Annotated in this window: 19 protein-coding genes, 4 tRNA genes and 1 pseudogene; 16 read left to right on the top strand and 8 right to left on the bottom strand. The window is 60.9% G+C overall.

Features of this window, described 5'->3' with window-relative positions:
- The first annotated feature begins 51 nt into the window (after positions 1-51).
- The 7 genes and pseudogenes from OH720_RS27545 (at position 52) to thiO (ending at position 5674) form a co-directional block, all read left to right on the top strand.
- Positions 52-525, top strand: coding sequence for a GspH/FimT family pseudopilin (locus OH720_RS27545; protein WP_272603603.1), 474 nt, complete (start codon positions 52-54; stop codon positions 523-525).
- Complete coding sequence (pilV, locus tag OH720_RS27540) at positions 522-971, top strand: type IV pilus modification protein PilV (RefSeq protein WP_272603602.1); 450 nt, start codon at positions 522-524, stop codon at positions 969-971. Before OH720_RS27545 ends, pilV begins: the two co-directional genes overlap by 4 nt.
- Positions 968-1681 carry a prepilin-type N-terminal cleavage/methylation domain-containing protein gene (locus tag OH720_RS27535; protein WP_272603601.1) on the top strand — a complete coding sequence of 238 codons (714 nt, stop codon included), beginning with the start codon at positions 968-970 and terminating at the stop codon, positions 1679-1681. Before pilV ends, OH720_RS27535 begins: the two co-directional genes overlap by 4 nt.
- 11 nt (positions 1682-1692) lie before the next feature.
- Positions 1693-2163, top strand: coding sequence for a pilus assembly PilX family protein (locus OH720_RS27530; protein ID WP_442967234.1), 471 nt, complete (start codon positions 1693-1695; stop codon positions 2161-2163).
- Between the two features lie 103 nt (positions 2164-2266).
- A pseudogene (locus OH720_RS27525) lies at positions 2267-4102 on the top strand (pilus assembly protein); the annotation flags it as partial.
- 14 nt (positions 4103-4116) lie between these two features.
- Positions 4117-4518, top strand: coding sequence for a type IV pilin protein (locus OH720_RS27520; protein ID WP_272603599.1), 402 nt, complete (start codon positions 4117-4119; stop codon positions 4516-4518).
- Between the two features lie 55 nt (positions 4519-4573).
- Complete coding sequence (thiO, locus tag OH720_RS27515) at positions 4574-5674, top strand: glycine oxidase ThiO (protein WP_272603598.1); 1101 nt, start codon at positions 4574-4576, stop codon at positions 5672-5674.
- Between the two features lie 63 nt (positions 5675-5737).
- Here the strand turns inward: thiO and OH720_RS27510 are convergent, their stop codons facing one another.
- The 4 genes from OH720_RS27510 to OH720_RS27495 form a co-directional block, all read right to left on the bottom strand.
- Entirely contained in the window at positions 5738-7069 is a 1332-nt protein-coding gene (locus OH720_RS27510) for a sigma-54-dependent transcriptional regulator (RefSeq protein WP_272603597.1), read from the bottom strand.
- Positions 7070-7071: 2 nt separating this feature from the next.
- Complete coding sequence (locus OH720_RS27505) at positions 7072-8658, bottom strand: sensor histidine kinase (protein ID WP_272603596.1); 1587 nt, start codon at positions 8656-8658, stop codon at positions 7072-7074.
- Positions 8648-8881, bottom strand: a complete 234-nt coding sequence (locus OH720_RS27500; protein WP_180204561.1) for a PP0621 family protein — start codon at positions 8879-8881, stop codon at positions 8648-8650. The genes OH720_RS27505 and OH720_RS27500 overlap by 11 nt, the downstream gene beginning before the upstream one ends.
- Before the next feature lie 136 nt (positions 8882-9017).
- Complete coding sequence (locus OH720_RS27495; protein ID WP_272603595.1) at positions 9018-10040, bottom strand: outer membrane protein assembly factor BamD; 1023 nt, start codon at positions 10038-10040, stop codon at positions 9018-9020.
- Between the two features lie 151 nt (positions 10041-10191).
- Here OH720_RS27495 and rluD point away from each other — a divergent pair, with 151 nt between their 5' ends.
- The 7 genes from rluD to OH720_RS27460 all read left to right on the top strand — a co-directional run bounded on the left by rluD (position 10192) and on the right by OH720_RS27460 (position 15445).
- Complete coding sequence (gene rluD / locus OH720_RS27490; protein ID WP_008058321.1) at positions 10192-11154, top strand: 23S rRNA pseudouridine(1911/1915/1917) synthase RluD; 963 nt, start codon at positions 10192-10194, stop codon at positions 11152-11154.
- A complete protein-coding gene (pgeF, locus tag OH720_RS27485; RefSeq protein WP_272603594.1) occupies positions 11151-11903 on the top strand; it encodes a peptidoglycan editing factor PgeF in 753 nt (250 codons plus the stop codon). The genes rluD and pgeF overlap by 4 nt, the downstream gene beginning before the upstream one ends.
- Positions 11904-12165: 262 nt before the next feature.
- Positions 12166-14730, top strand: a complete 2565-nt coding sequence (gene clpB / locus OH720_RS27480) for an ATP-dependent chaperone ClpB (protein ID WP_008058323.1) — start codon at positions 12166-12168, stop codon at positions 14728-14730.
- A gap of 300 nt (positions 14731-15030) precedes the next feature.
- Positions 15031-15106, top strand: a tRNA-Asn gene (locus OH720_RS27475).
- Between the two features lie 9 nt (positions 15107-15115).
- A tRNA-Pro gene (locus OH720_RS27470) sits at positions 15116-15192 on the top strand.
- Positions 15193-15197: 5 nt separating this feature from the next.
- Positions 15198-15273: transfer RNA gene (locus OH720_RS27465), tRNA-Lys, on the top strand.
- 95 nt (positions 15274-15368) lie between these two features.
- Positions 15369-15445, top strand: a tRNA-Pro gene (locus OH720_RS27460).
- Between the two features lie 176 nt (positions 15446-15621).
- On the opposite strand, the gene OH720_RS27455 is transcribed toward OH720_RS27460, so the two are convergent.
- Genes OH720_RS27455 through OH720_RS27440 form a run of 4 tightly spaced genes read right to left on the bottom strand, consistent with a single transcriptional unit; the run spans position 15622 to position 18356 of the window.
- Positions 15622-16920, bottom strand: coding sequence for an NAD(P)/FAD-dependent oxidoreductase (locus OH720_RS27455; protein WP_180204564.1), 1299 nt, complete (start codon positions 16918-16920; stop codon positions 15622-15624).
- 60 nt (positions 16921-16980) lie between these two features.
- Positions 16981-17154 (bottom strand): DUF3094 family protein, encoded by a 174-nt coding sequence (locus OH720_RS27450; protein ID WP_033866070.1) that lies wholly within the window; start codon positions 17152-17154, stop codon positions 16981-16983.
- A gap of 51 nt (positions 17155-17205) precedes the next feature.
- Positions 17206-17733: an MOSC domain-containing protein gene (locus OH720_RS27445; RefSeq protein ID WP_272603593.1), complete on the bottom strand. Its 528-nt coding sequence runs from the start codon at positions 17731-17733 to the stop codon at positions 17206-17208.
- Positions 17730-18356 carry a DUF1780 domain-containing protein gene (locus OH720_RS27440; protein ID WP_007970534.1) on the bottom strand — a complete coding sequence of 209 codons (627 nt, stop codon included), beginning with the start codon at positions 18354-18356 and terminating at the stop codon, positions 17730-17732. The genes OH720_RS27445 and OH720_RS27440 overlap by 4 nt, the downstream gene beginning before the upstream one ends.
- A gap of 231 nt (positions 18357-18587) precedes the next feature.
- Between OH720_RS27440 and OH720_RS27435 the strand changes: the two genes are divergently transcribed.
- Positions 18588-19955, top strand: a complete 1368-nt coding sequence (locus OH720_RS27435) for an aromatic acid/H+ symport family MFS transporter (RefSeq protein WP_272603592.1) — start codon at positions 18588-18590, stop codon at positions 19953-19955.
- Complete coding sequence (locus tag OH720_RS27430) at positions 19952-21172, top strand: benzoate/H(+) symporter BenE family transporter (protein WP_272603591.1); 1221 nt, start codon at positions 19952-19954, stop codon at positions 21170-21172. Before OH720_RS27435 ends, OH720_RS27430 begins: the two co-directional genes overlap by 4 nt.
- The last annotated feature ends 6 nt before the right edge of the window (positions 21173-21178 follow it).

Here is a 21178-nt window from a genome sequence, read left to right as displayed (position 1 = left end):
AATGTCCTGGCGTGTGCAAGCAGGTATAGCCGACGGCAGCAGAGGGCAACGATGGATCATCGTACAAAAGGTTTCACGCTGATCGAGTTGTTGCTTGCGCTGTCGGTCTTCCTGGTCCTGATCACCTTGGCGGTCCCGGCCTTTATCCGTTCGACACAAGGCACCAGGGCCGACACCGAGATGGGGGATCTGCGGCGTGGCCTCAACTACGCCCGACTGCAAGCCATCGATCGCGGCGTGACCATCCGGATACGACCCACGGCAGATGGAAGTGTGTGGACGGGGGAGTTGTCGGTCTATGAGGGTACTGGCACTCGGGCCAATGTATTGCGGGTTGTTCCAGCGATGAGCAGTGGTGCGACTCTGACGCTAACCTCGGGAGTGACGGCCATCGATTTCAACAATCTGGGCGGGCTGTCGTCACCCTCCACGGCAGTGGTGATCAGCTATGTGCTCGGAACGCAAAGCAGGACGCTGAATGTGTGTTTGAACGGACGAATTCTATTGGGTGGAAGTTGCGGATGAGGTCATGGAGCAAGGTTGCCCAGGAGGGCATGACGCTGATCGAGGTCCTGGTGGCGTTGCTGATTCTGGGCGTGGCGCTGCTGGGCGCGGCCGCCGTTCAATTGAATGCCTTGAAATACACCGACAGTGCGCGCATGACCAGCCAGGCCAGTTTTATCGCCTACGACATGCTGGACCGCATTCGCGCCAATGCTGCCGCCGATTACACCGTTACACCGCCGACCTCGGGCAACCTCAAGGTCGCCCGGGATCAGGACCTCTACGATTTCACCCAGAACATCATCAATTTCGGTGGCGCCACGGCAACCGGCAGCATCTCCCTGAGCCAGCGGGTTTACACCATCACCATCACCTGGGACGACTCGCGGGCCGCCAACAGCGCCGACTCACGGCGCAGTTTCGTCCTTGCCAGCCGCGCGACTGTCGACCCGGTGGCCAATCCATGAACCGCTACAATCGCGGCTTCGGCCTGATCGAGTTGCTGATCGCCCTGGCGTTGAGCCTGGTCGTGGTGCTGGGTGTGGTGCAGGTGTTCATCGCCGCGAAAAACACCTACATCAGCCAGAATGCCGCTGCGGCCATGCAGGAGGACGCGCGCTTCGTGCTGAGCAAGATGATCCAGGAAATCCGCATGGTCGGCATGTTCGGCTGCCTGGGGGCGATCACCGATGCCAGCAAAGACAGTGACTTCGCTGCCAGCCAGATAACGCCGATCAATTGGGACAACGCAGGCCTCAGGTTGACCCTGGTGACGGCGGACGTCGGCAGCAATGGCGGGAAGCCGGCCTGGACGGTGGTTTCCGATTGTCGAAGCAGCGCGACGGCTTATACCGAGTTTCGCGCACCTGCTACGGGGCAACAGGCATTCCCCATCCGGCGCTTGATCTACAGCTTGAAGAACGGTCAGCTGATGCTGGGTGTCGGCAGGGGAAAGCCGCTCGAGCAAGTGTTGGTGGATAACGTCAGTGCCTTCAACGTGAGCTTCGGTCTCGCCAGTTCGGCATCCGATACGGCGGCTTCCAGTTACAGCAGCAACCCGTCGGACCCGGCACGCATCCGTAGCGTTCGCCTGAGCCTGACCCTCACCGACCCGAACAAGCGGGTGAGCGACCAAACCTTCAACATGGTTGCCGCCCTGCGCAACCGGCTGCCATGACGGGCGGGCCGATGAGTGTATCCCCTGGTTCCCAGCGCGGCATGGCGCTGCTGGTCAGCCTGGTATTCCTGTTGCTGCTGACGCTGATCGGCGTCTCATCGATGCAAAACGCCACGCTGCAGGAAAAGATGGCCGGTAGCCTGAGTTTGCGCAACCAGTCGTTCCAGGCTGCCGAAGCGGTGTTGCGCGTGGGTGAAAGCGCGGTGCAGCTCGACAGTTATTCGTTGCCAGTGTGCAGCGGCACGACTCGGTGCGCACCGCCTGCCGAATCGGCGACCCTCAGCGTGGCCGAGTTCAATTCCACCTCGGGGGTGACCTGGTTCGCGTCCGGCAATGGCTTCTATGGTGTGCAGAACATAGGCACCACCTCGGGGGCGGTGAATGTGCCGAGCAATACGTCGGCCACGTTGTACCGGGTGACCGCCGTGGGCATTGCGGGCAGTTCGCGCAGTGTGGTGGAGAGCATTTATGCGAAGTATTGAAAGGTGCGCGCCGCTGTGGAAATTGTTGGGCGGGGTCTTTTGCGCCTTGTTCCTGGCAGCTCCCGCTTTTGCCTTCACGCCTTCGGATTCGCCCTTGTTGTGCGCCGCCGGCTCCGGCGGCAGTGGTGTCGCCAGCGGCACCCACTATTTCCAGACCCGTTACGACCCCAAGGACTGGCGCGGTACGATCAAGGCCTTCGATTTCAACGCCAGTGGCGCGGTCGATACCGCATCGGTGCTGTGGTCCACCGACACCGCCATCGTGCCGGGCGCTACGGCACCGACCTATCAATCCTGGAACAACCAGACCCACAGCGCCGTGACACTGGCCTTCGCCAACTTTTCCGCAGCCCAGCAAGCCGCTCTCAACCAGGTCTTGCCCAGTGGTCTCACGGGCAGCGATCTGGTGGAGTGGAGCAAGGGCACCAACAAAAATGGCCTGAAAGCGCGCAGCGTGTTGCTGGGCGATATCGTCAACTCACCGCTGGTCCTGGCGGCACCTTCGGATAAAACCGCCTCGGACTGGTCCGGGGACACCAGCTACAGCACTTACCTGGCCAACAAGGCGGCCAATATGAATGCCAGTCTGGTGGTCAACGCCAACGATGGGTTCGTCAGTGTCATCAACCCCGGCAACGGTGCCCGACGCTACGCCTACATGCCCTCCAGCGTACTGCCGTCTTTGCGTTACATCGCCGATACCGCCTACATCAACGGCGTCAGCCACAAGTTTCTGGTGGATGGGCAGGTGGGCGTGTTCGATGCTCAGTTGAACAGTGCCTGGAAAACCCTCGCACTGGGCGGAACGGGGGCGGGCGGGAAAGCCTTTTATGCGCTGCAGCTGTTCGACGCGTCGGCGGGGAATGTCACCAAGGCCTTGTGGGAGATCAGCGCTCCGGCCGCTGCCAGTGAGGCGAACGCTTTCAATGATCTGGGTTATGCCTACGCCCGACCGGAGGTGGCACGCTTGGCGGATGGGCGCTGGGCGGCGTTCATTGCCAACGGTTATGGCAGTCACTCAGGGGTAGCGGCGTTGTACGTGGTGGACATTCGTGACGGCAGCCTGATCAGGAAAATCGTGATCGACAGCCGCGAAACCACTAACGGCCTGTCTTCGGTGAAACTCAAGGTGAGCGCGCAGAATGTGGTGCAGGCGGCCTATGGCGGCGACCTCAAGGGGCGGCTCTGGAAGTTTGACCTGAGTGGCGCCACCCCGGACACCTGGGGCCTGGCCTTTGCCGGCAAACCGCTGTTTACCACCGCCGGTGGCGCTACCCAGCCGATCACCGCGCAGCCGTTGCTGGCGGACAATGCCCTAGGTGGCAAGATGGTGTTTTTCGGCACCGGGAAACTCAACGAGGCGGCGGACAAGACCAACAAGGACCTGCAGGCGTTCTACGCGGTGTGGGACGCGAACGGGGGCTCCGGGCAGATCACCACCTCCAGTCTGCAGGCTCAGGCGGTGACCGGGGTGTCGTCGGGAAGTTCGGGGCAGGTGATCACCACCAGCCAGAACGAGGTGACCTACCCGGCGCAAAAGGGCTGGTACTTGCCATTGCGGTATAACAGCGCGCTGACCGGTGAGCGGGTGGTCAACCAGGCCAGCCTGGTGCTCGGACGGATCGTCTTTACCACGGCCACTGTGGATACCACGGAGCCTTGCGCCAGCTTTGGTACTGGCAAACTGGTCGAACTCGATGCGTTCAGCGGTAAGATGCTCAATTACGCGGTGCTCGACACCAACGGCGACGCAGTGGTCGACAGCACCGACACGCTGTCCAGCGGCGTGGTCTTTACCGGCGGGATTCCGACCCTGAACGCCATCGTCAATGGCGCGACGCGCAAAATCGTGAACGATACCAGTGGCGGTATCTCCACGCTGGTGGAAAAATCCGGCGGCGGCGGGAGCCGCCGCATCATGTGGCGACAAATACAGTAAGCGAGAGTTGAGGCATGCACAGATCCAACCGCGGTTTTACCCTGATCGAAATCATGATCGTGATTGCGATCATCGGGATTGTCATGACCATCGCTGCGCCGAGCTTCACCGAATATCTCAATAAGGGGCGCCGCACCGAAGTGGCGGGCCTGCTCTCCGAGCAGGCGCAGATCCTCGAGCGCCACTATTCGAAGTCCAGCGTCTACACCAACGCTACTGGCCTGAGCGCCGGCAACGACTACTACAGCATCACGCCGACCCTGACCGACCAGACGTTCCTGCTGACGGCAACACGCAAGAGCGGTACCGCCATGGCTACTGACAAGTGTGGTGATTTCACCCTTACCAACACCGGTGTCAGAAGCATGGTCAATGCTACGGCCGGCCTGACCACCAAGGATTGCTGGGGTCGCTGAGTTTCCTTTTCGGGCGTCCTTTGCGCCTCTGTCTATTTAACGGTTGGATCTGAACATGACCAGGCAACAGCAAGTGGTGATCGTCGGTGGTGGGGTAATCGGCCTGCTGACGGCATTCAATCTCGCGTCCCAGGTGCAGAGTGTGGTGCTGCTGGATCGATCGAACGTCGGCCAGGAGTCGTCTTGGGCGGGCGGCGGCATCGTTTCCCCGCTCTATCCATGGCGCTATAGCCCAGCGGTGACCGCGCTGGCGCATTGGTCCCAGGATTTTTATCCACAGCTGGGCGAGCGTTTGTTCGCTGATACCGGGATCGATCCCGAGGTGCATACCACGGGCCTGTACTGGCTGGACCTGGACGATGAAGCCGAGGCGCTGGCCTGGGCCGCGCGCGAGGGCCGACCGCTGCGGGCTGTGGATATCTCCGCGGCCCACGATGCGGTGCCGGTGCTCGGTGGCGGTTTTTCCCGAGCGATCTACATGGCTGACGTAGCCAACGTGCGTAACCCGCGGCTGGTGAAATCGCTCAAGGCGGCATTGCAGGCGCTGGGGAACGTGACGATTCATGAGCAATGCGAAGTCAGCGGGTTTATTCGGCAAGACGAAAAAGTAGTCGGTGTGCAGACCTCCACAGGCGCGATCCATGGCGATCAAGTGGTTCTGACCGCTGGCGCCTGGAGCGGCGATTTACTCAGGACCCTGGGCCTTGAGTTGCCGGTAGAGCCGGTGAAAGGGCAGATGATCCTCTACAAGTGCGCGGCGGATTTCCTGCCGAGCATGGTGCTGGCCAAAGGGCGTTATGCGATACCGCGGCGCGATGGGCACATCCTGATCGGCAGCACCCTGGAGCATGAAGGCTACGACAAGACGCCGACCGAATCGGCCCTCGAAAGCCTCAAGGCTTCGGCCGTGGAGTTGATTCCGGCGTTGGCCGACGCCGAGGTGGTCGGGCATTGGGCCGGGTTGCGGCCAGGCTCGCCGGAGGGCATTCCCTACATTGGCCGGGTGCCGGGGTTTGACGGTCTATGGCTCAATTGCGGGCATTACCGCAACGGGTTGGTACTGGCGCCGGCGTCGTGTCAGTTGTTTGCCGATGTGATGCTGGGCAGGGTGCCGATCATTGATCCGGCACCGTATGCGCCGGCAGGGCGGATTTAGTCGCTCCGCATATTTGAGTCGACGCAAACTCTGTAGGAGCGAGGCTTGCCCGCGAAGGGGCCCTCAATCCAGACCGAGTTTCTTCAGCCTGTAGCGCATCGACCTAAACGACAGATTCAACCGCTGAGCCGCCGCCGTGCGGTTCCAGCGGGTCTCCTCCAGCGCCTGGAGCAGCAGCTGGCGTTCAACGTTTTCCAGGTACGCCTCCAGGTTATCGATCTGCGTGAGGTCCGGCACGCCCACTTCGGCGGCACAGTTACCCTCGGCCAGGCGCAGGTCGCTGGCCTCGATCAGCTTGTTTTCACATAAGGTGTGCGCCCGTTCGAGCATGTTCTCCAGCTCCCGCACATTGCCCGGGAAACGGTAGCTTTTCAGGGCGTCGAGGGCATTGGGGTGGAGCTTTGCCGCGGGCTGTCCAGTGTCTGCAGCCAGGCGCTTGAGCACGTGGCTGGCCAGCGGTTCGATGTCTTCACGGCGTTCACGTAAAGGTGGAACCCGTAGCTCGATCACGTTCAGGCGGTAATACAGATCCTGGCGAAAACGTTCGGCAGCGACTTCAGCGCCAAGGTCTTTGTGGGTGGCGCACAGTATGCGCACATCGACCAACTTCTCCTGTTGCCCACCGACGCTGCGTACAGCTTTCTCCTGAATCGCCCGCAGCAGTTTGACTTGCATGGGCAGGGGCAGGTCTGCCACTTCGTCGAGAAACAGGGTGCCGCCGTGGGCCGCCTGGAACAACCCGGGTTTGTCCTCGATGGCGCCGCTGAAGCTGCCTTTTCGATGGCCGAAAAACTCGCTTTCCATCAGCTCCGTCGGAATCGCGCCGCAATTGACTGGCACAAAGGGCTGGTTGGCCCGTGGTCCTCGCTCATGAATCAGGCGGGCGACCAGTTCCTTGCCACTGCCGGACTCACCACTGATGTACACCGGTGCCTGGCTGCGGGCCAGTTTGTCGATCTGCTTGCGCAGATCGCGCATGGGCGGCGAGTCGCCCAGCAAGCGGCGATCGATGGCGGTGCCAGGGGCGGGCAGCAGCAAGGCACTGGTCACCAGTTCCCGCAGGCGGGTAAGGTCCACCGGTTTGGTCAGGAAATCGAACGCACCGGCCTTCAGCGCTTGGATCGCCGTGTCGAGGTTGCCATAGGCGGTGATCATGGCCACCGGGACTTGTGGGTAGCGTTGCTGGATGTGTTGCACCAGCTCGAGGCCGCTGCCGTCCGGCAAGCGCATGTCGGTCAGGCACAGGTCGAACGTCTCGCGTTGGAGCAGGGTCAGGGCCTCGCCAACGTTACGGGCGCTGTAGGTGTCGAGTTTCATTCGACCCAGGGTGATTTCCAGGAGTTCGCGGATGTCCGGTTCGTCGTCGACGATCAGGACTTTTTGCCGTGGGCTCATGTTCAACCTTGTTTGCGTCCGTGGGCAAAGGTGATGCGAAAGCAGCCGCCTTGGCGTGGCTTGAAGTCCAGGCGGGCCTGGTTGCTTTCGCACAGCTCGCGGGACAGGTAAAGCCCCAGCCCAGTGCCCTGGTGGCTGGTAGTGAAGAAGGGCTCGAACAATTGCGCTTGATGCTCCGGGGCCACGCCAGGGCCGTCGTCGATGATTTCCAGGACAGGCAGCTGGCTGTCCGGATCGGTGAACAACTCAAGCCAGACCTGCGCCTGGTCGTGGTTCAGGGCGCTATGGCGCCATGCATTGCGAATCAGATTGTCGAGAATCTGCTCTAGCTGGTTCGGGTCCATCAAGGTCCTGAAATCACCGGGAGCAACGCGTAGGTGGATCTTCTGCTGCTCGTTCGCCTGTTCGCGGGTTGCCGTCACGAACTGTTCCAGCCAGGGCCTCAGATCGAGTCGTTGGGCCGTGGTTGGCTGGCGGCGGGACAGTTGCAGGACGTTTTCGATAACCCGATTCATGCGCTGAGAGTGGTCTTGAATAATCTGCGTCAGACGTCGATCCGCGGCATTCAGTTCCTCCGATTCTCGCAACAGCTGCGCGGCGTGACTGATGGCGCCCAGCGGATTGCGGATTTCATGGGCGATCCCGGCGGTCAGGCGACCCAAGGCGGCGAGCTTCAGTTGCTGGGCCTGTTGAGTGATCTGTGCGAGGTCTTCGAGAAAGACCAAGGTCTGGTGATGCGGGCCGGGAAACAGAGCAATGAAGCTTGGCTGTAGTTCAAGGCCACTGCGGGCGATCTTCAGGCTTTGTGGGCGCAGCGTCGGGTTGTTGATCCACAGTTGCAGGCGCTCGACCAGGGAAGGGGCCTGTTCGTTGATCCGCCGGCCTTCGAGGTGCTCGCAGCCCAGCAGGGTCATGGCGCTGTGATTGGCCAGTTGCACGCGCCATTGGTCGTCAAGCACCAGGATGCCTGTGCGCATGCGTTGCAGTATCAGTGCATTGAGGGCTTCCAGGCCGACGACCTGGCTGGCCTTTTGTTCGGCCAGGGTTTCGCTGACTTCCAGTCGTCGGGTCAGGCCTTGCACCAGCAGCGCGGCGGCAAAATACAGGACGCCAAGGGTACCGACCTGCAAATAATCGTTGGGACTGGCCTGATGGCTGACATTCAGCAGGAAGCTCGAACCCAGGATGCCAAGGGCGCTGATGGCGGCAATCAGCAGGCCGATGCTTTTTCGCAACAAGGTATTGCTGATGGCCACCGAGACGATCAGCAAGTTGCCAATGGCGCTGGCCACACCGCCGCCGGCGTAGAACAACCCGCAAAGCAGCAGGACGTCGACCAGTGCCAGGCTGAACAGCAGCGCGGGGCGGCGGGTGTTCCCGAAGAAGACCACCAGCAGGATGTTCAGCACCAGATACAACCAGCTGCCGCCGCGCAGCAGGTCGGCGTTGGCGGACGACAGCAACCGGTTGTCCATGTCGCTGGAAATCAGCAGCACCAGAATGAGGCCGATGCTTAAGCGGTAGAGGTGATAGAGACGCAGCAGTCGCTGGGCCTGTTTGTCGCCGGGACTGGACGTCTCAGCGATCACTTTTGCCGGGGCCTTGCTCAAGGTGAGCCTGGCTGCAATACCACTGTTGTTGAAGTCTCAGGGCGCGGTCGCGGGGCAGGTGCACGCCGCAATGGGCGCAGCGCACCATGGGCGCCGCTTCCAGTTCGGGGGAAGACTTGGGTGCCGAAGCCTGGCCCTTGAACTTGCGCCAGAACCACACAGCGGCGGCAATCACTGCGATCCAGAATAATAAACGAAGCATGATGAGCTGCTTTATGGCGGATGAATCGCCAGTTTAGCCAAGGACATGACGGCCGCACAGCGTATTCGCGCCGCATAAAAATGGCGCAATAAAAAAGGGAGACTCGAGAGTCTCCCTTTCTATGCCGCCGGTCGTATCAGTCGAATACGCCGAAGGTCATGTAGCTGAACCACGAACGGTCTTCATTGTTGCCTTCCGCTTCGTGTTCCTCTTCCTCGATCACATCGCCGTTGCTGTCTTTAGGCTTGAGCTCGTTGGGAATCGCGTCCTTGGCGTCCTGGAATTGCTTCTGCACGTCCTGGTTGGCGCGGGTTTCTCCCGGTGGCAGCGGCGGACGGGATTCGATCAGGCCCAGGGTGGCCTTGCTCAGCCACGAACGGTTGTCGGCTTCGGCAACCGATGGCACGAACTGACCGTCCACCAGGCTTGGGTGGTTCGGGTAGTTGAGCTTCAGGGTTTCGAGGCTGGTGGCTGCCAGGTCGTCCAGGTGCAGGCGCTGGTAGGCCTCGGTCATCACTGCCAGGCCGTCGCCGACCGCAGGGGTTTCCTGGAAGTTTTCCACCACGTAACGACCACGGTTCGCGGCGGCCACGTAGGCCTGGCGGGTCAGGTAGTAGTCGGCCACGTGGATTTCGTAGGCTGCGAGCAGGTTGCGCAGGTAGATCATGCGCTGCTTGGCATCCGGCGAGTACCGGCTGTTGGGGAAGCGGCTGGTCAGCTGGGCGAACTCGTTGTAGGAGTCGCGCGCGGCGCCCGGGTCACGCTTGGTCATGTCCAGCGGCAGGAAACGCGAGAGCAGGCCAACGTCCTGGTCGAAAGAAGTCAGGCCCTTGAGGTAGTAGGCGTAATCGACGTTCGGGTGCTGTGGGTGCAAGCGAATGAAGCGCTCGGCAGCCGCCTTGGCAGCTTCCGGTTCGGCGTTCTTGTAGTTGGCGTAGATCAGCTCCAACTGAGCCTGATCGGCATAACGGCCGAACGGATAGCGCGATTCCAGAGCCTTCAGCTTGGCAGTGGCGCTGGTGTAGCTATTATTGTCCAGATCGGCTTGAGCCTGTTGGTACAACTCGACTTCGCTCAGGTTTTCGTCTACGACTTCCTTCGATGAGCAAGCAGCGGTCAATGCGAGGATGGCGATCAGCAGCAGGTGTTTCACTTGCATGGCGGCTTGCGTCCCTATGACGGCCGCTGTCTTGGGCGAGGCCGTCCTGTTATGATGAGCGCCCCGTTGAATAGCCTCGGGGCAAAAGACGCCGTATTTAACCACAAGCGCGCAGCCGAAACCAAAGGCTGTGCCGACGCCCAGTCCGAGCATGTCCGATAAAATTGAACTTCGCGCAGAGGTGCCGTCCGAATTGGGCGGCCAACGCCTCGATCAAGTCGCCGCACAACTATTCGCTGAGCACTCGCGCTCGCGCCTTTCCGCCTGGATCAAAGACGGCCGCCTGACTGTGGATGGGGCGGTTGTCCGCCCGCGAGACATCGTTCACGGTGGCGCCATTCTTGAACTCACTGCCGAGCAGGAAGCTCAGGGCGAATGGGTCGCTCAAGACATCGCCCTGGACATCGTCTATGAAGACGACGACATCCTGGTGATCAACAAGCCTGCGGGCCTGGTGGTGCACCCGGCTGCCGGCCACGCTGATGGCACCTTGCTCAACGCCTTGCTGCACCACGTGCCGGACATCATCAATGTGCCCCGCGCCGGGATCGTGCATCGCCTGGACAAGGACACCACCGGTCTGATGGTGGTGGCCAAGACCATCCAGGCGCAGACGCAGCTGGTGACACAGTTGCAGAGCCGCAGCGTCAGCCGGATCTACGAGTGCATCGTGATCGGCGTGGTGACGGCGGGTGGCAAGATCAACGCGCCCATCGGTCGTCATGGCCAGCAACGCCAGCGCATGGCCGTGATGGAAGGTGGCAAGCAGGCCGTCAGCCATTACCGCGTGCTCGAGCGTTTCCGCTCCCACACCCACGTGCGGGTGAAGCTGGAAACCGGTCGTACGCACCAGATTCGCGTGCACATGGCACACATCAACTTCCCGTTGGTCGGAGACCCGGCCTATGGCGGTCGTTTCCGGATTCCGCCGGCAGCAAACCCGACCATGGTCGAGTCGCTGAAGAACTTCCCGCGCCAGGCGCTGCATGCGCGATTCCTGGAGCTGGATCACCCGACGACCGGTGTTCGCATGAGCTGGGAGTCGCCGCTGCCGGAAGACTTCGTCTGGTTGCTGACCCTGCTCAAGCAAGACCGCGAGGCGTTTGTCGGATGAGTGACTGGCTGATTCCTGACTGGCCCGCGCCGGCCGGGGTCAAAGCCTGTGTGACCACCCGTGCGGGCGGCGTCAGTCTGGCGCCGTTCGACAGCCTCAATCTTGGCGATCACGTCGACGACAGCCCCGAAGCTGTCGCCGAAAACCGCCGTCGCTTGACCGAATACTTCTCGATTCAACCGGCCTGGCTGCAGCAGGTCCACGGCATCGTCGTGGCGGATGCCGACCCGAGCCGGGTGGTGACTGCCGACGCCAGTTGGACAGCAACGCCCGGTATTGCCTGCGCGGCGATGACCGCCGATTGCCTGCCGGCATTGTTTTGCGACCGTGCCGGTACCCGCGTTGCAGCGGCCCATGCCGGTTGGCGCGGGTTGGCGGCGGGTGTGCTGGAAGCCACCCTCGACAGCCTGGCCGTGCCACCTGCCGACGTATTGGTCTGGCTCGGCCCCGCCATCGGCCCGCAAGCGTTTGAAGTCGGCCCGGAAGTGCGCGAAACCTTCGTCGAGCAACTGCCCGAAGCCGCCCAGGCATTCGTGCCAAGTCAAAACGCCGGCAAGTTCATGGCCGACATCTATACGCTGGCGCGCCTGCGTCTGGCAGCACGCGGTGTAACGGCTGTCTACGGTGGCGGTTTCTGTACCGTGACCGATCCGCGCTTCTTCTCCTATCGCCGTGCGTCGCGCACTGGCCGCTTTGCCTCCCTGATCTGGCTTCAGGTGCCCTGTCTCACAAATACTGTTCCTTTTTGACGGCGTCTGTTGCCGTCATGCTGCGTTGCCGCTCCTCGCCATAGCGGGCTATGACTCGTCGCGGCGCCTTGCCTGACAGCAACAGCCACTCGTCAAAAAGGAACGTATTTGCGAGACAGGGCACCCGGCTAGACTTGCCTGACCTGCATCAACGCCTCGACGCTTGAAACTCCCAGAATCGACCGCATCTATTGTGTTATCTGGCAGGTTTCTTCATTCAGGATGTTTTATAGGTCCGGCCTGCTCAAAAGGAAGGTGACCCATGCGTATAGACCGTTTAACCAGCAAGTTGCAGTTAGCGTTGTCCGATGCCCAATCCCTGGCCGTCGGTCTCGATCATCCGGCCATTGAACCGGCGCATTTGATGCAAGCCCTGCTCGAACAACAGGGCGGCTCGATCAAGCCCCTGCTGATGCAGGTGGGCTTCGACGTCAACAGCCTGCGTAAAGAGCTGACCAAAGAGCTCGACCAGCTGCCGAAAATCCAGAATCCGACCGGCGACGTGAATATGTCGCAGGATCTGGCGCGCCTGCTCAATCAGGCCGATCGCCTGGCCCAGCAGAAGGGCGACCAGTTCATTTCCAGCGAGCTGGTGCTGCTCGCCGCCATGGACGAGAACAGCAAGCTCGGCAAGCTGTTGCTTGGCCAGGGCGTGAGCAAGAAAGCCCTGGAAAACGCAATCAACAACCTGCGCGGTGGTGAGGCAGTCAATGACCCTAACCACGAGGAAGCGCGCCAGGCCCTGGACAAATACACCGTCGACCTGACCAAGCGTGCCGAAGACGGCAAGCTCGATCCGGTGATCGGCCGTGACGATGAAATTCGCCGCACGATCCAGGTGCTGCAACGCCGCACCAAGAACAACCCGGTGCTGATCGGTGAGCCTGGCGTCGGTAAAACCGCCATCGCCGAAGGCCTGGCCCAGCGCATCATTAATGGCGAAGTGCCCGATGGTCTCAAGGGCAAGCGCCTGCTGTCCCTGGACATGGGGGCATTGATTGCCGGTGCCAAGTATCGCGGTGAGTTCGAAGAGCGCCTCAAAGCCCTGCTCAATGAGCTGTCGAAGCAGGAAGGGCAGATCATTCTGTTCATCGACGAACTGCACACCATGGTCGGCGCCGGTAAAGGCGAGGGCTCGATGGATGCGGGCAATATGCTCAAGCCGGCCTTGGCCCGTGGTGAGCTGCATTGTGTCGGTGCGACCACGCTCAATGAGTACCGCCAGTACATAGAGAAGGACGCCGCCCTGGAGCGACGCTTCCAGAAAGTGCTGGTGGACGAGCCGAGCGAAGAAGACACCATCGCCATCCTGCGTGGCCTGAAAGAGCGCTACGAGGTTCACCACAAGGTGGCGATCACCGACGGCGCGATCATTGCGGCGGCCAAGCTCAGCCATCGCTATATCACTGACCGGCAATTGCCGGACAAGGCCATCGACCTGATCGACGAGGCTGCCAGCCGCATCCGCATGGAGATCGACTCCAAGCCGGAAGTGCTGGATCGCCTGGAGCGTCGCCTGATTCAGCTGAAGGTGGAATCCCAGGCGCTGAAGAAAGAAAGTGACGAAGCAGCAATCAAGCGTCTGGAAAAACTCCAGGAAGAAATTGCTCGCCTGGAGCGTGAGTACTCGGATCTCGAAGAAATCTGGAACTCGGAAAAAGCCGAGGTACAGGGTTCGGCGCAGATCCAGCAGAAGATCGAACAGTCTCGGCAGGAGCTGGAAAGCGCTCGCCGCAAAGGCGACCTGAGCCGCATGGCCGAGTTGCAGTACGGGGTGATCCCGGACCTGGAGCGCAGCCTGCAAATGGTCGATCAACATGGCAAGCCCGAAAACCAGTTGCTGCGCAGCAAGGTGACTGAAGAGGAAATCGCCGAAGTCGTGTCGAAATGGACCGGCATTCCCGTGTCGAAAATGCTCGAGGGCGAGCGCGAAAAACTGATGAAGATGGAAAGCCTGTTGCACCAGCGTGTGATCGGCCAGGATGAAGCGGTGGTGGCCGTTTCCAACGCGGTACGGCGCTCCCGTGCCGGGTTGTCCGACCCTAATCGCCCGAGCGGCTCGTTCATGTTCCTCGGCCCGACCGGTGTCGGTAAAACCGAGCTGTGCAAGGCGCTGGCGGAATTCCTCTTCGATACTGAAGAGGCGATGGTGCGGATCGACATGTCCGAGTTCATGGAGAAACATTCCGTGGCTCGCCTGATCGGCGCGCCACCGGGCTACGTTGGCTATGAAGAGGGCGGTTACCTGACCGAGGCGGTGCGTCGCAAGCCTTACTCGGTAATCCTCATGGACGAAGTCGAGAAGGCGCACCCGGATGTGTTCAACGTTTTGCTCCAGGTGCTGGAAGACGGACGCCTGACCGACAGCCATGGCCGCACGGTGGACTTCAAGAACACCGTGATTGTCATGACGTCCAACCTGGGCTCGGTGCAGATCCAGGAGCTGGTGGGTGACCGTGAGGGACAGCGCGCAGCGGTGATGGATGCGATTTCCAGCCACTTCCGGCCGGAGTTCATCAACCGGGTCGATGAAGTGGTGATCTTCGAGCCTTTGGCGCGGGATCAGATCGCCGGTATCACCGAGATCCAGCTGGGTCGCCTGCGCAGTCGCCTGACCGAACGGGAACTGAAGCTGGAACTGAGCCCGGAGGCCATGGACAAGCTGATCGCGGTCGGTTACGACCCGGTGTACGGCGCACGGCCGCTCAAACGAGCGATCCAGCGCTGGATCGAGAACCCGCTGGCGCAGTTGATCCTCTCGGGTCGATTCATGCCGGGCGACACGGCCCATGGCGTGGTGGAGAACGACGAAATCGTCTTCGTCTGATCCCTAACGGCAGCAAAATCGAAAAGGCCTCGCATTGCGAGGCCTTTTTTTCATTCAGGCTGTTGAACTCTAAGGAAAAGGCTTGTAAAGTGCGCCCCGCAGTAAGTCACCCGCCAGGGTTTCTGCTCCCAAGCAGGAATCTAAAATAAGTTGCAAATCATTAACTTGAATGCAAATTAGGGGGTTGACAGAGGTGCTGAAGATTGTAGAATAGCGCGCCTCAGACACACGAACGCAGCGATGCGAACGGGTCGAAGAGAACGCAGTAAAGCTACAAAGTTGTAAATTGAAATGTGTAGTTCCGTGATAGCTCAGTCGGTAGAGCAAATGACTGTTAATCATTGGGTCCCAGGTTCGAGTCCTGGTCACGGAGCCAATTTCAAACCGGGGTATAGCGCAGTCCGGTAGCGCGCCTGCTTTGGGAGCAGGATGTCAGGAGTTCGAATCCCCTTACCCCGACCATTTTTGGGTCGTTAGCTCAGTTGGTAGAGCAGTTGGCTTTTAACCAATTGGTCGTAGGTTCGAATCCCACACGACCCACCATTTTTGAAACCAGTTAACGCTGGAATCGAATCTTAAGATCAGACGCCAAAAGCTCTGTTCGCAGAAGGCGCCTTCCAAAGGTGCCTTTTTTTTACCGGGGTATAGCGCAGTCCGGTAGCGCGCCTGCTTTGGGAGCAGGATGTCAGGAGTTCGAATCCCCTTACCCCGACCATACTAAAAATCCTCGTATCGAAAGATACGGGGATTTTTTTTGCCTGCGAAAAACATAAGGGCACTGCTAAAACCAATGTGGGAGCTAGCCTGCTGGCGATGGCGCTATGTCAGTCAACATCGATGTTGGCTGTTTCGACGCTATCGCCAGCAGGCTAGCTCCCACAGGTTTTTATATCAGTGCAGTTTCAAGCGTGGCTCGGTCCCGCGTCCAATTTTGCTGCCCAGCATCAGCATCGCCGTGCGGAACGGCCCGTACAAGGCCATCTGGTGCATGCGGTACAGCGACACGTAGAACATCCGCGCCAGCCAGCCCTCCAGCATCACGCTGCCGGTCAGGTTACCCATCAAGTTACCCACAGCCGAAAAACGCGACAGCGAGATCAGCGACCCGTAGTCGGTGTACTTGTACGTAGGCAGAGGCTTGCCTTCGATCCGCAGCTTCAGCGATTTGGCCAGCAACGAAGCTTGTTGATGCGCAGCCTGGGCGCGGGGCGGCACATTGCGATCAGTGCCCGGTTGCGGGCAAGCCGCGCAGTCACCGAAGGCGAAGATGTTCTCGTCACGGGTGGTTTGCAGGGTCGGCAGCACTTGCAGTTGATTGATGCGGTTGGTTTCCAGGCCATCGATGTCCTTGAGGAACCCTGGCGCACGAATCCCGGCGGCCCAGACTTTAAGGCTGGCGTTGATCACCTTGCCATCCGCGGTGATCAGGCTGTCGGTCGTCACCTCGCTGACGGCGGCATTGGTCATGACGTTGACCCCGAGTTTTTCCAGGGTCTTGTGCACCGGCCCGCCGATCCGCTCCGGCAGGGCCGGCAGCACGCGAGGCCCGGCTTCGATCAGGGTGATGTGCATGTTTTCCGGTTTGATCCGATCCAGGCCATAAGCCGCCAGTTCATGGGCGGCGTTATGCAGTTCGGCGGCCAGTTCGACCCCGGTGGCACCGGCACCGACGATGGCGACGCTGATCTGCTCGACTTTGTCAGTCTGCCCCGCGTGGGCGCGCAGGTAGTGGTTGAGCAACTGCTGGTGGAAGCGCTCGGCCTGCTTGCGGGTATCCAGGAACAGGCAGTGCTGCGCCGCGCCCAGGGTGCCGAAATCGTTGGTGGTACTGCCGACGGAGATCACCAGCGAGTCGTAAGGCACTTCCCGGGCGGGCACCAGTTCCAGCCCGGCTTCATCATAAGTGGCGGCCAGCTGGATTTTTTTGTTGGCGCGATCAAGCCCGCTCATGCGCCCCAGCTGGAACTGGAAGTGGTTCCATTTTGCCTGGGCCACATAGTTGAGTTCGTCTTCGGACGAATTCAGCGACCCGGCCGCGACTTCGTGCAACAGCGGTTTCCAGATGTGGGTCAGGTTCGCGTCGACCAGCATCACGCTGGCCGTGCCGCGCTTGCCCAGAGTCTTACCCAGACGGGTAGCCAGCTCCAGACCGCCGGCGCCGCCGCCGACAATTACAATACGATGGGACATGGGGATAACTCACAAGGCTAAAGAAAATCGGTGTGGTTACCCAAGCGAGCGCCAGGCAGCTCATAGCGTCAGGTAACTGATAAGTCGGCTCAGCAGGCCCAGACCAATGGTCACTGCCAGCACCAGCACCAGGAGCATCCACGGCCGAAATGGCCGGCGCTCGACTCGGTGTTGGGACAGTTGCAGATAGGCTTCGACATGCTTTTGGTCTTCGGGGTTCAGGCGGCTGGTCATAAAGGCCTCGTCAGGTAGACGTTGCTGAAGGTGAAGAAGCTACAGGCAGACTCAACGAACGTTGAACGGAGCATAGCCGCTGTCCGGAATGGGCTCGACGCTCACTTTGTCGTCCAGTCGAATGATGCCACTTTGTAACACCCGGGCGGTGATTCCGCCATGTCCGCGCACGGCCTGAAAGGTCCCAGGGCCCAGGTTGTGTTGCAGGCGTGCGCAGGGCTGGCACCAGCCGGTGGTTTCGAAAATCGCCTGTCCAATGCGAAAACGCCGGCCCTTGAGGCTGAACAAGTTGATGCCACTGATAACGAGATTGCGCCGCAGATCTTCAGGCTTGACGGGTTGATCGTCCGGTCGGCCCATGAGCGAGCTGATTACCGCCAGATGCTCCCACTGGATCAACGTCACCTGCCGTGCATTGCGTACGCCGGGGCGGGCGCGATCGCCGGTCAAGCCGGCCTCCAGTCGCGCTTCCACGGCATCCAGTTCGATCATCGGTACGTGACGTTCCGGGCGCACGCCGATCCAGCGTACGCGGCCGATCTGCGGCACTTCGCCAATCAGTTCCTGCAGTGGGCTCACAGGCTGATCCCGACGTCGAACACGATGCTGCGTCCCAGGTTGCTGCGCAGGAAATCCGGCGCATCGGGATGTGCGAACAACACACGGGCGAAGGTCGGGCCCACCAGCGATAGCGAGCGCCAGCCCTGGCGCAGGTATTCGGTGGGCGGCGGGAAATGACTGTTGAGGTCCAGCACTTCGCGCTTGAGGCTGGCGAAGGCAATGATGTCCAGCTCGCCCAGGTCCATGCCGCGTTCTTTGTAGTTGTGCGCTTTTTTGCGCAAGGTCGGCGCCAGCCGCAGCAAGAACTCGTTGGCCGGTATGCGCCGGGGCTTGGCCTCGCGCCGGACCAGCTGGCTCAGGGAGAACGCGCTGCGCCGCCGTTGCAGTTCGTCGCGCCATTCATCGTTGAGGCGTCGGCCCTCGTCGAGGACGAAGAACACCTCGAAACTGGCGTCGCGAAACAGCACGTCCGGCGGCTCCCCGGCCGGGGCGAATTCGTCGGCGCGGTAGGGAATGTTCAGGCCTTGCAGCAGGCGCTGGCAGACCCAACGCTCGCGCTCCCATTTGCGGGCATTGGACAGGAACGCGTTGGCTTGCTCGGCCGCAATGGTCAGCAGGCGTAAGTAATCTGAGTCATCCATAGGCCCAAGCTTAGCGCTCAAATCTGATCGCAAAGGAAACAGTTTGTCGCACAGGTGCAAATACCGCTGCGAAATTCCCGCCTGCAACACCTCATGACGCCTCTGCACAAAACGGATAGCGATCTGCGTGATGCGGATATTGACCTGCGTCCGAGCCCTCTAGCATCGGCTGTACGGACGTAAGCCGTATTCCCGATGCTCTTAAAAGAAAAACAACAAGAGATGAACGCCATGCGCAAAATCGACGTACACGAGGTTATCGACAAGGCTCGCTTCAACCGCTTTCACTGGATGGTGCTGTTCTGGTGTGCCCTGATCATCATCTTCGACGGTTACGATCTGGTGATCTACGGCGTGGTTCTGCCGATGTTGATGAAGGAATGGGGACTCAGTCCCCTCCAAGCGGGTGCACTGGGCAGTTATGCATTGTTTGGCATGATGTTCGGCGCGCTGTTCTTCGGCCCGCTGTCGGACAGGATCGGCCGCAAGAAAGCCATCACCATTTGCGTGATCCTCTTCAGCGGTTTCACCGTGCTTAACGGTTTCGCCAGGAACCCCACGGAGTTTGGTATCTGCCGCTTCATTGCCGGCCTGGGCATTGGTGGCGTGATGCCCAATGTCGTGGCGTTGATGAACGAGTACGCGCCGAAAAAGATCCGCAGCACCCTGGTGGCGATCATGTTCAGTGGCTACTCGGTGGGCGGCATGCTGTCCGCCGGGCTGGGCATCGTGCTGATCCCGAGCTTCGGCTGGCAGTCGGTGTTCTACGTGGCGATCCTGCCGTTGCTGCTGTTGCCGCTGATCATGTATTTCCTGCCCGAGTCGGTTGGCTTCATGCTGCGCCAGGGGCGCAATGACGAAGCTCGCAAGATTCTCCAGCGTATCGACCCGGCCTACGTCGCACAATCCGATGATCAGTTGCACATGATTGAAGTGAAGGGCACGGGCACCCCGGTATTGCAGTTGTTCCGCGAGGGCCGTGCGCTGCGCACGCTGATGTTGTGGCTGGCGTTTTTCTGCTGCCTGCTGATGGTCTACGCCTTGAGTTCCTGGCTGCCGAAACTGATGGCCAACGCCGGTTACAGCCTGGGCTCGAGCCTGTCGTTCCTGCTGGTGCTGAATTTTGGCGCGATCTTCGGTGCAGTCGGCGGCGGGGTGCTGGGTGACAAGCTCAACCTGCCGCGCGTGCTGTCGGTGTTCTTCGCCATGGCGGCGGTGTCGATCACCCTGTTGGGCTTCAACAGCCCGATGCCGGTGCTGTACCTGTTGATCGCCATCGCTGGCGCCACCACCATCGGCTCGCAGATTCTGCTGTACGCCTGCGCCGCCCAGTTCTACTCCATGAACATTCGGTCCACGGGCCTTGGCTGGGCTTCGGGCATCGGGCGCAATGGTGCGATCGTCGGGCCATTGCTGGGTGGTGCCTTGCTCGGGATCAGCCTGCCGCTGCAACTGAACTTCATGGCGTTTGCCTTGCCCGGTGCGATTGCCGCCATCGCCATGACGGTGTTCGCCATCAGCAGTCGGCGCAGTGCCCGCCAATCACTATCAGGCGCGCAGCAGGGTGCGTCTGGCGGAGCTGTCGGCGAGGCTTCATGAAGACCTTGATGCGCGACTTTTCCCTGTCGGCGGCCGTCGCCGGGTTCATTGCCACAGTGATTTCCTACGCGGGCCCCTTGGTGATCATTTTCCAGGCCGCCGAGGCCGCGCACCTGTCGCGCGAAGTGCTGTCGTCGTGGGTCTGGGCGATTTCCATCGGCAGCGCTGTGCTCGGCATCGGCTTGAGTTTGCGCTATCGCGTGCCGGTGATCATCGCGTGGTCGGCGCCCGGTTCGGCGTTGCTGGTGGCGTTGTTGCCAGGGATCTCCCTGCCGGAAGCGGTGGGTGCCTACCTGGTGAGCAGCCTGATCATTTTCCTGGTCGGGGTGTCGGGGGCGTTTGACCGGATCATCGGCAAGCTGCCGGCAGCGGTTGCAGCGGCGATGCTGGCGGGGATTCTGTTCAGCTTCGGCACCGGGCTGTTCGTCTCGTTGCAGGGCAAGCCGTTGCTGGTGCTGGCGATGTTTGCCACGTACCTGGTCTGCAAACGGCTGATGCCGCGTTATGCGGTACTGATGGTGCTGCTGGTGGGCTGCTCGATGGCGTTGCTCGCCGGTGATCTGCATAGCGAGGCGTTGGTCATCGGCTTGGCCACGCCGGTGTGGATCACCCCGGCGTTCAGCCTCAGTGCAACGCTGAACATCGCCTTGCCGCTGGTGATGGTGGCGCTCACCGGTCAGTTCGTTCCGGGCATGGCGGTGTTGCGCGCCAGCGGCTACGCCACGCCATCGGGGCCGATCATCGCCAGTAGCGCTTTGGGCACGGCACTGTTGGCGCCGTTCGGTTGCCACGGGCTGAACCTGGCGGCGATTACCGCGGCCATTTGCACCGGCCGCGAGGCCCACGAAGACCCCGGCAAGCGTTATGTGGCCGGGGTGGTGGGCGGCCTGTGCTACCTGGTGCTGGGGATCTTCGGCGCCACCCTGGTCTCTCTGTTTACCGCATTCCCCAAGGAACTGATCGCGGCCCTCGCCGGATTGGCGCTGTTCGCTGCGATTGCCGGAGCGCTGGCGGGCGCGATGGCTGTGCCAAGCGATCGCGAAGCCGCGCTGGTGACCTTTCTCACCACCGCCTCGGGCATGTCGCTGTTTGGGTTGTCCGCGGCTTTTTGGGGGCTGATTTTCGGCATGGTCACCCATTTGATGTTGAGCAGCCGTCGCTCCACCCAGAGCCGCGAAAGCGCTGCGGCCAAGGCACTTCTACCTGTCGATCAATAAAAATAA

The organism is Pseudomonas sp. WJP1 (assembly GCF_028471945.1).
In the GTDB taxonomy this organism is placed as follows: Bacteria; Pseudomonadota; Gammaproteobacteria; order Pseudomonadales; family Pseudomonadaceae; genus Aquipseudomonas.
This window is presented reverse-complemented; position numbering and strand designations above follow the sequence as displayed.

Bases quoted from the DNA above. Each gene is read 5' to 3' on its own strand.
- pilV (WP_272603602.1), top strand. From the start codon at position 522: ATGAGGTCATGGAGCAAGGTTGCCCAGGAGGGCATGACGCTGATCGAG.
- OH720_RS27495 (WP_272603595.1), bottom strand. From the start codon at position 10,040: ATGCAAGTGAAACACCTGCTGCTGATCGCCATCCTCGCATTGACCGCT.
- rluD (WP_008058321.1), top strand. From the start codon at position 10,192: ATGTCCGATAAAATTGAACTTCGCGCAGAGGTGCCGTCCGAATTGGGC.
- OH720_RS27520 (WP_272603599.1), top strand. From the start codon at position 4,117: ATGCACAGATCCAACCGCGGTTTTACCCTGATCGAAATCATGATCGTG.
- OH720_RS27530 (WP_442967234.1), top strand. From the start codon at position 1,693: ATGAGTGTATCCCCTGGTTCCCAGCGCGGCATGGCGCTGCTGGTCAGC.
- OH720_RS27450 (WP_033866070.1), bottom strand. From the start codon at position 17,154: ATGACCAGCCGCCTGAACCCCGAAGACCAAAAGCATGTCGAAGCCTAT.
- pgeF (WP_272603594.1), top strand. From the start codon at position 11,151: ATGAGTGACTGGCTGATTCCTGACTGGCCCGCGCCGGCCGGGGTCAAA.
- OH720_RS27440 (WP_007970534.1), bottom strand. From the start codon at position 18,356: ATGGATGACTCAGATTACTTACGCCTGCTGACCATTGCGGCCGAGCAA.
- OH720_RS27545 (WP_272603603.1), top strand. From the start codon at position 52: ATGGATCATCGTACAAAAGGTTTCACGCTGATCGAGTTGTTGCTTGCG.
- OH720_RS27435 (WP_272603592.1), top strand. From the start codon at position 18,588: ATGCGCAAAATCGACGTACACGAGGTTATCGACAAGGCTCGCTTCAAC.
- OH720_RS27500 (WP_180204561.1), bottom strand. From the start codon at position 8,881: ATGCTTCGTTTATTATTCTGGATCGCAGTGATTGCCGCCGCTGTGTGG.
- OH720_RS27430 (WP_272603591.1), top strand. From the start codon at position 19,952: ATGAAGACCTTGATGCGCGACTTTTCCCTGTCGGCGGCCGTCGCCGGG.
- thiO (WP_272603598.1), top strand. From the start codon at position 4,574: ATGACCAGGCAACAGCAAGTGGTGATCGTCGGTGGTGGGGTAATCGGC.
- OH720_RS27455 (WP_180204564.1), bottom strand. From the start codon at position 16,920: ATGTCCCATCGTATTGTAATTGTCGGCGGCGGCGCCGGCGGTCTGGAG.
- OH720_RS27510 (WP_272603597.1), bottom strand. From the start codon at position 7,069: ATGAGCCCACGGCAAAAAGTCCTGATCGTCGACGACGAACCGGACATC.
- clpB (WP_008058323.1), top strand. From the start codon at position 12,166: ATGCGTATAGACCGTTTAACCAGCAAGTTGCAGTTAGCGTTGTCCGAT.
- OH720_RS27535 (WP_272603601.1), top strand. From the start codon at position 968: ATGAACCGCTACAATCGCGGCTTCGGCCTGATCGAGTTGCTGATCGCC.